Origin of the sequence: Colwellia sp. MT41 (assembly GCF_001444365.1) — a bacterium.
Classification (GTDB): Bacteria; Pseudomonadota; Gammaproteobacteria; order Enterobacterales; family Alteromonadaceae; genus Colwellia; species Colwellia marinimaniae.
The window spans coordinates 2,960,233-2,976,436 of record NZ_CP013145.1 but is presented as its reverse complement, the minus strand read 5'-3'; the positions used below and the strand labels follow the sequence as shown (position 1 = coordinate 2,976,436).

At 39.5% G+C, this 16,204-nt stretch carries 7 protein-coding genes; 2 read left to right on the top strand and 5 right to left on the bottom strand.

The annotated features are described in order from the left end of the window. Positions 1-299: 299 nt before the first annotated feature. Complete coding sequence (gene purL / locus CMT41_RS12730; RefSeq protein WP_058028228.1) at positions 300-4,292, bottom strand: phosphoribosylformylglycinamidine synthase; 3,993 nt, start codon at positions 4,290-4,292, stop codon at positions 300-302. Positions 4,293-4,500: 208 nt separating this feature from the next. Here purL and mltF point away from each other — a divergent pair, with 208 nt between their 5' ends. Both mltF and CMT41_RS12720 read left to right on the top strand, forming a co-directional pair. Continuing rightward, a complete protein-coding gene (gene mltF / locus CMT41_RS12725; protein WP_232299960.1) occupies positions 4,501-6,045 on the top strand; it encodes a membrane-bound lytic murein transglycosylase MltF in 1,545 nt (514 codons plus the stop codon). 717 nt (positions 6,046-6,762) lie between these two features. Beyond that, entirely contained in the window at positions 6,763-7,029 is a 267-nt protein-coding gene (locus CMT41_RS12720) for a hypothetical protein (protein WP_058027470.1), read from the top strand. Between the two features lie 264 nt (positions 7,030-7,293). On the opposite strand, the gene CMT41_RS12715 is transcribed toward CMT41_RS12720, so the two are convergent. The 4 genes from CMT41_RS12715 to CMT41_RS12700 all read right to left on the bottom strand — a co-directional run bounded on the left by CMT41_RS12715 (position 7,294) and on the right by CMT41_RS12700 (position 16,177). Further along, a complete protein-coding gene (locus CMT41_RS12715) occupies positions 7,294-7,641 on the bottom strand; it encodes an FHA domain-containing protein (RefSeq protein WP_057181646.1) in 348 nt (115 codons plus the stop codon). A 37-nt stretch (positions 7,642-7,678) separates the two neighbouring features. Next, entirely contained in the window at positions 7,679-8,428 is a 750-nt protein-coding gene (locus CMT41_RS12710; protein WP_057181645.1) for a PP2C family protein-serine/threonine phosphatase, read from the bottom strand. 74 nt (positions 8,429-8,502) lie between these two features. Beyond that, on the bottom strand, positions 8,503-10,758 hold the full coding sequence (locus CMT41_RS12705; protein WP_083494285.1) for a serine/threonine-protein kinase: 2,256 nt from the start codon (positions 10,756-10,758) through the stop codon (positions 8,503-8,505). Positions 10,759-10,927: 169 nt separating this feature from the next. Next, the gene (locus tag CMT41_RS12700) at positions 10,928-16,177 is read right to left on the bottom strand and encodes a response regulator (protein ID WP_058027468.1); all 5,250 of its coding nucleotides are present in this window, start codon (positions 16,175-16,177) and stop codon (positions 10,928-10,930) included. Positions 16,178-16,204 lie beyond the last annotated feature (27 nt).

The following is a 16,204-nucleotide window of genomic DNA, read 5'->3' as shown; positions in this document are numbered from 1 at the left end:
TTCTCTAATTAAGTGTTGTTCAAATTTAATTAGAGTACCTTGAAGCTGATTGAGTCAAGTTCACGAAGAAAGCACGGAGCTGACAAAGGTCAGTAACTTTGGCGCTTAGGATAGCAGGCATTAAAAAACCGACAAATCCTTTATGGGGAATTGTCGGTTTTTAGTTTCTTGCATTTAAGTCTGCTTAAAATTAATCAGAGTCCTTGAAGCTAGTTAAGCTAAGTTAGCGGAAAAAGCACGGAGCTGACGCATGTCAGTGAGTACTTTTGACAATTAAATTAGCTTTAATAGCAAAAAGGTTAGCCAATAAAGGCACGAGCGTTACGGAACATGCGCACCCAAGGTGAATCTTCACCCCAGCTATCTGGATGCCATGAGTTAGCTACTGTTCTAAATACCCGTTCAGGATGTGGCATCATGATGGTGACACGACCATCAGTAGTCGTTAACGCTGTGATACCATCAACTGAGCCGTTCGGGTTGGCAGGGTATGTTTCAGTAACGTCACCGTAGTTATTAACGAAACGCATTGATACTGTGCCTGAGTTGTTGGCAGCATCAATAGCAGTATCAGAGCTAAATTCAGCATAACCTTCACCGTGCGACACAGCGATTGGCATACGTGAACCTGCCATGCCTTTAAATAATACTGACGGACTCTCTTGAATTTCAACTAATGAGAAGCGTGCTTCAAAACGCTCTGATTTGTTTTGTACAAAGTGAGGCCAGTGCTCAGAGCCTGGGATGATGTCTTTTAAGTTTGACAACATTTGACAGCCGTTACACACACCTAAGGTGAAAGTATCTTTACGTTCAAAGAATGTTTTAAACATAGTGCGTGCATCTGCGTTAAATAAGATTGATTTTGCCCAACCTTCACCAGCGCCTAAAACATCACCGTAAGAGAAACCACCACAAGCAACTAAGCCGTTAAAATCCGCTAAATCAGTACGACCTGATAAGATATCCGACATATGTACATCAACGGCAACAAAACCAGCTCTATCAAAAGCCGCCGCCATTTCTACATGAGAGTTAACACCTTGCTCACGTAAAATTGCAATACGTGGATTGGCTATACCATCAGTACTGCTTTGTGCATCTTTGATAATTAAATCAGCAACTATGTCTTCGTTGATATCAAAAGTAAGCTCAGTGTTTAAACCTGGATCTTCAGTATCAAATTTAACATCATGCTCTTGTTGTGCACATTCAGGGTTATCACGCAGTGACTGCATTCTATAAGTCGTTTGTGCCCAAACAGTGCGGTAATAAGTACGAGAGTTTTCTAGGACGACTTCCCCATCACGGCTAAAGCGAATAGTATCTTCGTTGTTCAAATGACCAATGTCAGTACAATAATCGAGAATGCCATGTTCAGCTAAAATTACGTCAATAGCTTCAACATCACTTATCCGTATTTGCATAACTGCGCCAAGTTCTTCATTAAACAAGGTCGCTAAATCATCACTTGCGCCGTTTGATAACTTACTGATATCAATATCAACACCAGTATGACCAGCAAACGCCATTTCAGTAACAGTAGTGAATAAACCACCATCGGAAATATCATGGTAAGCAACTAGCAGTTCAGCACGTACCAGGGCTTGCATGGCATTAAAGAAACCTTTTAATACTGCTGGGCTATCAACATCAGGGGTTTCATTACCTAGCTGTTTGTAAACTTGCGCTAAACATGAACCACCAAGGCGTTTTTTACCTTTAGATAAGTCGATAGCGACTAAACGTGTCTCACCTTTGTCGCTGCGAAGTTCAGGCGTTACTGTTTTACGAATATCTTCAACTACACCAAAAGCGGTGATGATTAATGACATAGGTGAAGTGACAGATTTTTCTACATGAGAAGTTTGACCCTTTTCATCTGTTTTTTCTTCAGTCCACTGGGTACGCATCGACATTGAGTCTTTACCGACCGGAATGGTTAAACCAAGGGCTGGACAAAGTTCTTCACCAATGGCTTTAACTGCTTCATATAGACCGGCATCTTCACCAGGGTGACCCGCAGGTGACATCCAGTTAGCAGAAAGTTTGATACGGTTTAAATCGCCAATATCAGTACCAGCAATGTTGGTTAAAGACTCAGCGACGGCTAAACGAGCAGAAGCGCCAAAGTTTAATAAGGCAACAGGTGTACGCTCACCAAGAGCCATGGCTTCACCATGGTATGAATCAAGGGCAGAAGCGGTAACACCACAATCGGCTACCGGTACTTGCCAAGGTCCAACCATTTGATCGCGGTTAACCATGCCGGTTACGCTGCGATCGCCAATGGTTATGAGGAAGGTTTTTTCAGCAACCGTTGGTAAACTTAAAATACGGTTCGCAGCATCCGTTAAGGTGACATTGCTTAACTCTAATGAATCACCAGCAGCGGTTGCCGTTTTTACGTCTTTAAATATTTTAGGTGTTTTACCTAATAATAGCTCAAGCGGTAAATCAATCGGGGTATTAAGTTTTTCGTTATCGCTAAAATGTGCATCAGTAACGGTTAATTGCAATGCTTCAGTGGCGCGACCAACCACAGCATATGGCGCACGTTCACGTTGACATATTTGTTCAAAAACCGCTAAGTTCTTGTCTGATACGGCAATAACATAACGTTCTTGAGATTCGTTACACCAGATTTCGTGCGGTGCCATGCTACGTTCATCGTTTGGTACGTTACGAAGTTCAAAAACACCACCACGACCGCCATCAGAGACAAGCTCAGGGAAAGCATTTGATAAGCCACCAGCACCAACATCATGAATAAAGGCGATAGGATTTTCTTCACCTAATTGCCAACACTTATCGATAACTTCTTGGCAGCGACGTTCCATTTCTGGATTTTCTCTTTGTACTGAAGCAAAGTCTAAACTCTCAGCTGACTGACCTGAAGCCATTGATGAAGCAGCACCACCGCCTAAACCAATGTTCATTGCTGGGCCACCTAAAGCGATTAAGTTAGCGCCAACAATTATTTCACGTTTTTGTACATGTTCATCACGAATATTACCTAAACCACCGGCAAGCATAATTGGCTTGTGGTAACCACGTACTTCTAAACCATTAAAGGAGTTAACTTCTTCTTCATAAGTACGAAAATATCCTAAAATAGCTGGGCGACCAAATTCATTATTAAATGCCGCGCCACCTAATGGGCCTTCCATCATGATGTCGAAAGCAGTAACAATGCGACTTGGCTTGCCAAAATCAGTTTCCCACGGTTGTACAAAGTCAGGAATACGCAAGTTAGATACCGAGAAACCCACTAAACCCGCTTTTGGCTTTGAGCCAATACCCGTTGCGCCCTCATCGCGAATTTCACCGCCTGAGCCTGTAGCAGCACCAGGGTAGGGTGAAATTGCCGTAGGGTGGTTATGCGTTTCAACTTTCATTAATATCTGAATATCTTCATGGTGGTAAGCATAAATATTTGTTTCAGGGTTAGGGAAGAAACGACCGCCTTTATTACCGACCATTACCGCGGCATTATCTTTATAAGCACTCAGTACATAATCAGGGTTGATCTCATGGGTATTACGGATCATTTTAAATAAGGATTTTTCTTGTTTAACGCCGTCTATGGTCCAGTCAGCGTTAAAAATTTTATGACGACAATGCTCAGAGTTTGCTTGAGCAAACATATAAAGCTCAATGTCGTGTGGGTTACGGCCTAACTTAGTGAAATTTTCAAATAAGTAATTCACTTCATCAGGGGCTAAGGCCAAGCCTAACTCTATATTCGCTTGAACTAATGCATTTTTACCGCCGTTTTCAATATCAATGACGGTTAATTCACCCGGTTCACTGCTCGAAAATAACGTGCTTGCCTCGGCGAAATCATTAAAAACACTTTCCATCATGCGGTCGTGCAGTAAAGCGTTTAATTGCACTTCTTGCTCTGTACTTAATGGCACATCATTTTTTAATGAGACGTAATAAGCAATGCCGCGTTCTAAGCGAACAACTTTATTCAAGCCACAGTTGTGAGCTATGTCGGTAGATTTTGATGACCAAGGAGAAATAGTGCCTGGACGAGGTGTCACTAATAAAAATAAGCCTGTTGGTTGATGTTCCTCAATTTTTGGGCCGTAGTTAAGTAATTGCTGTAAAACATTCTCTTCACTGGCACTTAATTCTTGATTAAGTTGGGCGAAATGGGCAAATTCAGCATAAATATCATTTACAGGCAGTTGTAACTGTTCACATTGAGCTAACAGTTTTTTAACTCTGAACTCAGAAAGTGCTGGAGCGCCACGAAGGTTTTTAATTAACGTCGTCTTAGGCATCGTCATAAGGTAAGTCACCAAGTTTTATGTAGGGCTTTGATCGGCTTTCACTTGTTAAATTTATACAGTGAAAGCAAACCGAAAATTTCGCGCGTATTATAGTTGAAATTAACGCTTTTGTTAATGGAAAAAGTCAAGTAAAAACTTAACACTAGTGTCAAGTAAAAAGTACTTGGCTAATAGCACAATACACGACACAATTGAGCTTATGACTAAATATTTAACTGTTTCAATAAAAGCTAAGCTCATTACTCGGTTAGAGAGTAAGTTAGTAACTAAGTTTGCCTCTTTACTCTTGGTTATTTTTGCCACTAGCTTCTTAAGTGCCTGTGATAAAAAAAATGACAGTGCCAGTTTATCGCGTATTTTGAACCGAGGTTATATTAATGTCGGCACTTTTTTTGGTCCGACAAACTATTACACCACGGCCAATGGTTTTGCCGGTTTTGAATATGAATTAGCAAAAAAGTATGCACAATCGCTTAATGTTGAATTGCGCATCATTCCAAGTTATAGCTTGGATGAGCTTTTTATTAAGTTAAATACCGGTGAAGTTGATTTGTTGGCTGCAAGTCTATCGATAACTGAAAAACGCCGGCAACGTTTTCGATTTGCGCCAAGTTATGAAACCATCAGCCAGAAGTTAGTGTTCAAGCAAGGTAATGTAAGACCGAGAGAAGTGGCCGACTTAACGGGTAAGTTGATGGTTACGACTGGGTCAAGCTATGTGGAAAACTTGGAAAAGTTAAAAAAAACACACAGTGAGCTCACTTGGCAAGAGACCATAGATTTTGATAGCGAAGAGTTACTGGCGAAAGTACTCAGTGGTGAAATAGATTATACCGTTATTGACAGTAATAATTTAGCCATTAACCGCAGTTATTACCCTGAGATAAGTATTGGCTTTAGTATTAAACAACCAGAGCCTTTAGCTTGGATGGTCAGTGAGAATAGTCATGATGATATTTTAGCAAGCTTGGTTGAGTTTTTTGGTAAGGTGCATCACGACGGTACTTTACTGGCGCTAGATGACAAGTATTATGGCCATATTGAACAGTTTAACTATGTTGAAACTCGAACCTTTATTAAAGCGGTAGCAAGTACGTTACCTAAATATCAACGGCTATTTGAGAAGTATGCGCAAGAGCTTGATTGGCGTTTATTGGCGGCCATTAGTTACCAAGAATCACACTGGAATCCAACCGCACGTTCATATACTGGGGTTCGCGGCATGATGATGTTGACGTTAGCAACCGCGAAACAAATGGGTATAAAAAGTCGTTTAGATACCGAACAAAGTATTCGGGGTGGGGCAAAATACTTTAAGCGTATGATAGCTATGATGCCTGATAGAATACCGAGTCCAGATCGTATTTGGTTTGCACTTGCTTCTTATAATATTGGTTTTGGTCATTTAAACGATGCTAGAATTATTACCCAGCGCCAAGGTGGCGATCCAGATCGCTGGGTAGAGGTGAAAACTCGTTTACCATTATTACAGCAGAAAAAATATTACAAAAATACTAAACATGGTTATGCGCGTGGTGAAGAGCCAGTGCATTACGTTGACAATATTCGTCGCTATTATGACACCTTAAGCTGGTTAGATAATAAAGCTAAGGAGCAAGCTTTAGCTTTAGAGCAACAGCAAGAAGAATACTTATCAGGAGAAAACCCGCTTGCTGACGGTGAAGCTTTGCCAATACCGTTAGCCACTAAGGTTAAAGAAGCCGAAAAAGAGACGCTACAATAAAAGTCACTGCTGCAACTTCGCTACCTTAGCTAAAGCCTGCACTATAATCATCTTCAACAGCAGAGAGCGGTGAACTAATCACTTTCTTCTTAGCTCTACTCGTCACCTGGATGCAAATGCCTTATTGCCGCATGCCTTAATAAAAAAGAGCTTTCTTGTCGCCATCATTTATGTAAAAGTGGCAAGTATTCGCTTGCTAAAGACATGACATCCTTGTGATTATACTGTCATAAAAGTGACATTTTAGTAGGCTATAGTAGAGACAATTGTAACGCTGCTCTTATTGAGAATGATAAAGTGAAAAGACCATTTAAAAGTAATCAACGAAGAAAACAGCTAAGTCGCCAGCATGATAATATGACCTCGCGCCGACAGTCTTATTTTAACCTAGTAATGAATGAATTCATTGAATCGCAAGGCAAAAATTTGCTTAGCAAGTGATCTCCCTTAACTCGCCAATAATAATGGCGGTTTCATCGAGTTTCATTACATGAGTTTTATTGCTTATCAATCAATTGGCGTGGTTTTAATCCTAGCGTATGTGATAACTGTCTGATCTTTGTACTAGCTAATAATAATGGCGGTTTTATCGAGTTTCATTACATGAGTTTTATTGCTTATCAATCAATTGGCATGGTTTAAATTCTAAGCGTATGTGATAACTGTCTGATCTTTGTACTAGCTAATAATAATGGCGGTTTTATCGAGTTTCATTACATGAGTTTTATTGCTTATCAATCAATTGGCGTGGTTTTAATCCTAAGCGTATGTGATAACTGTTTGATCTTTGTACTAGCTAATAATAATGGCGGTTTCATCGAGTTTCATTACATGAGTTTTATTGCTTATCAATCAATTGGCATGGTTTTAATCCTAAGCGTATGTGATAACTGTCTGATCTTTGTACTAGCTAATAATAATGGCGGTTTTATCGAGTTTCATTACATGAGTTTTATTGCTTATCAATCAATTGGCGTGGTTTAAATTCTAAGCGTATGTGATAACTGTCTGATCTTTGTACTAGCTAATAATAATGGCGGTTTTATCGAGTTTCATTACATGAGTTTTATTGCTTATCAATCAATTGGCGTGGTTTTAATCCTAAGCGTATGTGATAACTGTCTGATTTTTGTACTAGCTAATAATAATGGCGGTTTCATCGAGTTTCATTACATGAGTTTTATTGCTTATCAATCAATTGGCGTGGTTTTAATCCTAAGCGTATGTGATAACTGTCTGATTTTTGTACTAGCTAATAATAATGGCGGTTTCATCGAGGGTATTTGATTGTTTATCAATTAACTGAAATTGGTTGAAACCTATGGTGACCATGTCATCATGATTTAATTTTTCACGAGAGATCTTGTTACCATTTAATTCGGTACCATTAGTACTGGCAAGATCTTCAATATAAGTAATCAGTTGGCCATCAATATAGGGGTCTGGCTCGGTAATTAATCGTGCATGTGTTGAACTAACAGCGGCGTCATTAATTTGAATGTCATTACTACTTGCTCGACCTATGAGTAAAACCCCCTCGACTAACTGCCATTTATTAATAATTACATCTTCAACACTTAAGGCTAAATAAGCCATATAAACTCCTAATTTTGTTATTATTCTTTAGTTATAACTATGCTGGTTTATGGGGTAAATTGATTAAACCTACCGTCAGGTTATCTCGACTGTTTTTGGCTATTGCTTGCTTTATCATGTCATGACAGACATTTTTATTAACAGAAAATTGAGATAAATAGTGACTGATTTCTTGTTCAGTTAAATAATCATGTAAGCCGTCGGTTGATAACATTATGGTATCGCCATTACTTATTACTATGGTTACTGTATCAATGGTTATTTTTTCTCGCACACCAATCGCTTGTGAAAGCATATTTTTTGTATTGGATTTTTTTGCTGTTGCCGCGCTTATTACGCCTTTATTGACTAATTCTTGCACCATGGTGTGGTCGACAGTCTCTTGTTGTAATTGCTCACTTTTAAAAGAGTAAGCGCGCGAGTCGCCAACCCAGCCAATATGGCAGTTATACTGGTCTATTACCATCAATACGCCAGTAGTGCCCATGCCTTGTTGTGTTTGCTGGTTTTTTGCTTGCTGTAAAATAGCCATGTTTGCGCCATTAAGCTGCTTGGTAATCCAGCTATCCCAATGGGGGTATGGACTAACGGAAATTTTATCCCAGGCTTTCTTGATATGGTCAACTAACATAGCGCTAGCAACTTCGCCAGCATTATGGCCACCCATGCCGTCTGCGACTAGCATCCAAATAATGCCTAACTCTTCATTGATGCCATAACTTATCGCATCTTCATTATTGTCTCGTATCGCGCCCTGATGACATAGGGACTTAATGTGATAATTCATAGGAGTTAACGGTTACTTCCTTTATCTTATGATGAAAAGTGGCTATTTAGTGGCGCAGTTCATAGGTTACTTTATTAGTTAGCGCTGATCTTAAAGTCTCTTTTCAGCGCATTTGCCAAGGCTAACTTAAATTCAGCCATTGTTTGATAACGCTTAGTTATATCTTTATGCATGGCTTTACTACATATACGTAGAGCACTTGTCGGTAGAGCAGTATTTCGTTGATTAACAGCAATGGCTTTTGCTTTGGTAATTTGATAGGCAACGGTAGCGATGGACTCTCCCTCAAAAGGTAAATAGCCACAAAGTAGTTGGTAAAATGTTACCCCTAAACTAAAAATATCACTACGTCCATCTACTTTTAAGCCGAGTATTTGCTCGGGTGACATGTAATAAGGGCTGCCCATAATGATACCCGTACGGGTTTTACTGTTATCACTGACGTAGGCTATGCCAAAGTCTGTTACCGTAACTTTGAGCAAGTCATCATCATAAATAATGTTGGCTGGCTTGATATCTCTATGAACCACGTTTTGCTTATGGGCATAGTCTAAGGCATCGGCTATTTGTATTAATAGCTGATAAACCAATGGCGTTGGTAGTGTTTGCCCTGGCTGAGTAAAAAGTGATAATGGCGCGCCGGTAAGTAAATCCATGGCGATATAGCCGAGGTTTTGTTCTTCACCAACGTCATAAATAGTGACTATATTTGCATGACTTAGGCCACCAGCCGTTTGCGCTTCCCTAAAAAATCTTTCCTTAGCTTCAATAAACCCAGCTGAGTCGATATCATCACTTAATTGCAGGGTTTTAATGGCCACGTGACGGTTTATTTTAGGGTCAACACCTTGGTAAACAATGCCCATGGCACCTTTGCCTAATATACCTTCCACTTGATAGCGGCCGAAACTCGCAACCGTTAAGTGATGTTTAGTGCTAGTTTTTCTTGGCTTATCAAGTATCACTAAGGTTTGTTGCAATTCTTCTTCGAGCATAGGGGTAGTGTCCACTGACAAAGGCACTTGCATGTTTCCCGTTGTTGCTATTTTTGCTTGTTGATTGCTCAATGATTGCCCTTTGTCGACTATTGCTGTGGCACGTGCGGTACTATTTAACTGCGCTGTTTGTCCCTTTAGGGCCGATAAAAACAACTGGCACTCTTTTTGATAAGCGAAAAGTAATAGCCATGAGCCCGCCAGAAAAAATACCACGGGCAACACCTCAAGCCACTGATGTTGCTTGAACATGAAAAATTGTATGATAAATAACACTAAGCAGTAGCTCACTATACTTAGTAGTTGTTGCTTCATGGGCATACAACGTATGAACCAAGCTAAACTTAAAGCGATTACGAACAAAGCCCAGCACAATAAAATAGTGCTTAACTTTTGAGATAAATAATCCTGTTGCAGTAATTCTTTAAGTACCCCCAGCACCATTTTGTGCTGGAATTGCTTATGGTCAGTGATGATTATAACTTTATATAGCGGTGTAGGCACAGCACTAACCGCTTTACTGATTCCCTGAGCAACAAATGTCTTAACGCTAGTAAGTTCCTGAGCGGCTATGCCCTTATTTCCTTGTTTATCTTGAGCTGTTTGCTGAATAGAGTAAGCTGCCCCTGAGGTAAAAATCTCCCCAAAAAATCCTAAGAACAATTTTTTAGTCACTTGCTCGTTGTCTGTGTTAGTTAAACTAAGCTGCCAACTTTGATTCAGGCTAAGCTCGGTATTTACACTTAATTGCCGTAGAATTTCACCCACTAAACTTAAGTAGACTTCCTCTTGCTGTTGCCATAATATCGGGAAGCTTTGTCGTTTATTGATTAAAAATGGACTGTAAATAAAGTGTTCTGAGCTGGTTTGTTTTAGGTTATGGGCAGAGTAACGAAACCAAGCCAACGTGCTGGTATAGAGTGTTGATGATGGCGTATTTAGTTTTTGTTTTGACCAACTATTGTCGGCAGCGATGACAATTTTATTTTTTCTCGGACTGGTAGTTAAATAGCTTTCCAGCCTTGTCATAAATTTTCTTGAGGGTGTCCCCAGTAAGGTGATTTGACTTTGAGGGTGCGATGACAATATTGTCGATATTGAGTCTATCTCGTGTTCGTCGAAGGAGGAATACAAGGTTAAAATTTCAGTTGCCTCAGACGTTGGCTTATTTTTGGGTAATGTTGGTGTAGATGTTAGCTGAACGAGGGCATTGATATTTAATTGGTTTACCTGGTTTAGACCGCCAATGGATACATACCAAAAACTAACACCCCAGAATAATAGAAGCAGATAAAACCAACCCGTATGATAAATGGGCAGAATACGTTTAATCATGTGTAGTGATAACCTTTAGCTATTTTTTAGTATTATTGTTTGCTGTCGTTACGCCCCTATTAATACCTTAATGTGCTTGGCATATCAAATTTAAGCAGATTTAATAACGCTAAAATTACACAAACTAACCGGCGTTAGTTAGCTAAAGGCATTATTTTTCTTCTTAGTCTCAGCTCTCAATGAGTTTCTCATTTAATACTCGTTTTAGTTCTTGTTCAAGTGCTTGATAAGCTAATTGCATCGCTTGGAATAGTTCATCTATTTGAGTATTATCCGGGCTAGACGTTTTTACATATTGATTGAAATTCTTGGTGTGTTTGAGTAAAGATTCAGCACTTAAATTTGCCGACATTCCTTGAATTTTATGACTAATTTCATGTTGTAGTTTGTTATCTTGCTGGTGAATACTTTGTGCTAAGGCGTTAAATTGTTTTGGCGTTTCTTCAATAAACAGCGCTATGAGCTTGTATTGAAATTCTTCATTGTTATTTAAGCGTTTACTAAAGTTACCTCTGTGCCATACCATCAGTTGTTCTTGGTCTTGTTCTTCAGCAAAATGAATATCACTATTGGTAGCCGCTGTTTTATCGGCGGTTTTAGTTACTAGCTCTTGCGCAAGTTTACCTGGGATTGCAGGGCTAATCGTTTCAGTTTTAATTACTAAATTAAGGTACTGTCTAAGTTTTTCTTTCAGCTTTACTGGCTCAATAGGTTTGCTTAGATAATCAGTCATACCTGCGGCAAGGCACTTTTCCCTATCTCCTTTCATGGCATTGGCGGTCATAGCAATAATTGTTATAGCCTTATTTTTTTCTCCTGCCTCTCCTTGACGAATGGCTGCGGTAGCTTGATAACCATCCATTTCAGGCATTTGGCAGTCCATTAAAATAATATCGTATGGCGCTTCATCTGGAGTTGTTTGTCCCTTTGTTGATTGACCTTTGGTTGCGTTTAGTAACGTTAATGCCTCTAAGCCATTAACCGCAATGTCCGGCACTATGCCAAATTCAGCTAAAATATGACGTGCTACTTCTTGGTTTATGCGATTGTCTTCGACCAATAATAATCGACACTGGCTTAAGTCATTATTGTTATTAACGTCCTCAGCAGAGCCTAGTTCATTTAAATAGTGATGAGTAATAAGAGGTAATTGTGCTGATGATGTTGTGCTCTGTGATAAACACAAACTTAAGGTTTTAAATAAATCCTCAGTAATGGCTGGTTTTGGGAAGTAAGCAGAAAAGCCAAGCCCTCTAAAATAGCTTGCATCACCACGGCTTGCCATCGATGTCATCATCACCAGCTTTAGCTCAGCTAAATTTGGCAGCTCTTTTACCTTTTTAGCCAATGTTGCCCCATCCATCTGTGGCATATACATATCCAAGAAAGCCATTTTTATATTGCTTTGTTCTTGGTTAATGGCATTGTTTTCAAGTAAAGCCAACGCGGATAAACCACCATCAGCTTCATAAACTATTGCTCCCCAATGCTCTAACTGAGCCTTTAGTACCAATCGGTTCGTTGCATTATCATCAACGATTAACATAGGTACATTATTTATATCAACATCAGGTAGCACAATCCTAGCTTGTTTACTTTTAGCTAAACTTACCGTAAATGAAAAGTTAGAGCCCTGTCCTACCGTGCTGGATACCTTTATATCCCCTTGCATTAATTGACATAGCTGTTTACAAATGGCGAGCCCTAAGCCAGTACCACCGTATTTCCTCGTGGTTGAGGCATCAACTTGAGTAAAGGATTGGAATAATTTAGCTATCTGATCGGATGGAATTCCTATGCCGGTATCACTAATACTACAATGCAAGGTTAGTTGATTTTCTTCGCCACTATTCATTGCTTGTGCTTCGGTTAATTTTGCCGTAATGACTATTTCACCTTGGTTGGTAAATTTAATAGCATTGTCTGTTAGGTTGTTAAGTATTTGTCTAAGGCGGCCAGGATCACCTTTCACATGACTTTGTTGAATGCCTCTATTATCTAGAATGATCTCAATATTTTTTTCTTGGCTTTTTAACGCCAGTGACTCACTAAACTCACCAAAAAGATTTCTTAAGTCAAAATCTATCACTTCTAAATCAAGCTTACCTGCCTCTACTTTAGAAAAGTCAAGAATATCGTTAATCAAAGTCAGTAGCGATTCTGCACTTGAATTAGCCAGATCTACTCTATGCCTCTGTTCTTCGCTTAATTCATTTCTCTGTAGTAAACCAAGCATGCCGATAATGCCATTCATCGGGGTACGAATTTCATGGCTCATACTGGCAAGAAATTCGGCTTTATGACGAGCCGTATCTTCTGCTAATTCTTTGGCGGCAATGTGTTCTTGCTCAACAACCTTACGTTCGGTAATATCAAAGTTAACACCTATCATTTGTACCGCTTCGCCCTGACTATCGAGTTTGATTAAAGCCATTGCTTTAATGTGTTTTATCGTACCGCTTGGGGTAATTATCCTAAACTCATCATCTAATTTAGTCTTCTGGGCAATGGCTTCTAATACCGCTTGATTAGCAGAGGTAATATCTTCAGGATGAACCGACTTTTGCCAATGCGCTAAATTCCCTGAAAATTCTTGTGGCACTGTTGCATATATTTTATGCATCCATTTATCCCAAGAAAGCTTGTCATTTGCTATATCGTATTGCCAAATGCCTATGCCAGCCGCGTCAGTTGCTAGGCTTATCCTTTCGTTTACTGCCATTAAAGCGTGTTGATGTTGTTCTTGTTCTAATTCGAGTAGTTCTTCTTTTGAAATGTCTCTGATAATACCGGTAAAAACTATGCCTTGTTCACTGGTGACTTTAGATATTGATAAGTGAATGGGAAATATTTCCCCTGACTTTTTCTGGGCACGTAACTTTCTGCCTATACCCATTATATGGGCTATGCCCGTGGCTTTATATTGATTAAGGTAGCCATCGTGTTTGGTACTTTGCTGCATTGGCATTAAAGTACGAACATTTTGCTCAAGCGCCTCAGCCTCGCTATAGCCAAACATTTCTTGCGCTGCTTGGTTAAAAGCAATAATACTGCCTTGCTCATTGATGGTGATGAAACCCTCTGCGGCACTTGAGAAAATGGCTTGTATTTGTTCAGAGCTTTGTTTTGCCAGTAGTGCCGAGTGCTCTTGCTCTCGCAGGGCAAATTGCATTTGGGTAAATAGGTTGCTAAAGCTGCGAGCCAGTACGCCAATTTCGGTATTACTCTTGGTGGGTAGGGCGCTTAAGGTATTATATTTATCATAATTTTCTATGCTGTCTGTTATTTGCTGCAATGGCGTGGCAATACGCCTAGCCGCAATGGTTGCTATGGCTAATGCGACTAAGGCCAAGGCACTACCAAGTAATAAGCTCCGCATTCTAAAGGCCGCCAGCGTTTGCTCCATATCAGTGCTGTCTTTTAATAGCAATAAGTTAAGTTGATGAATGTTATCAAAGCGATTTAAATTGACTTGTTGGTAATGACCAAGATAGTTGTGCTCATCAATAGTGACTGCCGCTATGTTATATTCTGTTAATTGTTCACTAATAACCGATTTTAACTGAGGAAATTCATCTTGTATTAAATATCGATGTCCTAGATTGAAGCCAAAGGTTTTACTATTATCTGGGTGGGAAACAAAATCCCCCTCTTCATTGGTTAAATAAAAAGATAATTGACTCAATTCTCTGTTTTTAAGTTGGGCGATAAAGTTACCGAAATTTATATTAATAACGATAAGGCCAAAGATATCACCTGTGGTTGGATGGTATATTGGTGTCGCTACTCGTAAAACCGGATTATGAGGTTTTTCAACTTCACCGTAATTTTTAGCAAGTTCTATTTTTGAGAAATATACTTGGCCGGGATCTTTATCTATAGTGGCTTTAAAATAGGGACGAGCAGACTTTTGTTGTAGACGAGAGCTGGGTATAACGATACTCTGGCTATCATTGCGCACGTTAACTAATTCTTGGCCGTTATTGGCTATGCCTATATAGCGGATCTGATAATAAAATTCTTTATTAATAAGAAACTCACTGAATGTTTGCTCCATTCGGCTTTTCCATAATCGATAGTTGTGCTCATCAATGTCGTTAAAAGAGTTAAGCATCCCTAGTACACCTGGCATACGACTCAAAAATAAGATGTCAGTATTGGCTTGGCGGTAAAGTTGTTTGATCATAGGTTCAACAAGTTTACTTTCAATCGCCACTTCATTGCTTGTTTGTTGAATTAACAAGCGTTCAGTTTCAAAATAAAATAAAAAGCTCACCAAAGTAGCAACACTTAATACCAAAACAAAAGCGGCAATAGGTATTTGCATGCTAATAGAATGCCGAGCGTGGCCAACGTCTAATAGTTCACTTTGCAAGAGAGCATCATCATTTTTATTTGTCAGTGGACTTATTGGCGGAAATTTTTCTCCTGTGCCCGTGCTCAATTGACTTATTGAGCTAGTTTTTAGATCAAAGAGTAAGCCTAAAAATGCACAACCGTAAGCCAGTATTTTCAAACCATGGGCAATATTAAAGTGGTTATCAAACAATGCCGTTGAACCAAAGGCCATATGAATTTGTGTGGTCACTTCGGGGATGACACTGAGCAATAAACCATATTTGGCTATGGTGGGAAATTGCCGATATAGGTTGATAAATAAGCTACCGGCAAAGATAAATAGACCTAAAGGTAAGACATCATAAGGGCGAGTGATCAGAGCCTGTTTAAACATGGTTTGCGGTAAGCTTGTACTATTAGCGGCAACATGAACCAAGACATAAGCCAGTGTAATAAAACAAAGGCCAATAATGAATATGGTCCGATAATCTGATTTACGCTTATTTTTTGCATATTCACTGCTATGTTCGATAGCCTTGTCAGCTTGGTGCTCTCTGGCGTAAAGCATAAAAGATATCAAGGTGCCGGTTATCATGATACAAGCATTAAATATCCGTGATAAAGCCCAAGTAAAAGGAATGAAATCGGTGTTTTCTGCTTGTGCTGAAATAATACGGGTGGCTGCCAAGGTATGAAAAGCATCGACTGAGCCAGCACAAAAAATAGCCATACCCATTATCGGGATGGCAACATCCCGATGAATTCGATAATGCACCAGTGCCAAAATAAAAGTAAGTAAAGCTAAAACTACAGCGGACCATTCTAATAACGTGTGGTGAAGTGCTCCGGCAAGGGCATAAAACAAATGATTAGCTTCGATAGTTTGCTTGAAATTGAGTGCCGTGATATTTGAAGAGAAATCGATGCCAAGTACATTGAGTAAGCTAGGTAACAAACACAACACCAGCACTAGCACTAAAAATGCTTTTTTATTACGATCAAAAAATATCGGGCTAGCGTTAGGATCCGTTAATTGTTGACCAGGGGGGACATTTGAATTATTAGTAAAATAAGCCGACATAGGAGCCTATCCATGAGCTAAGTACAG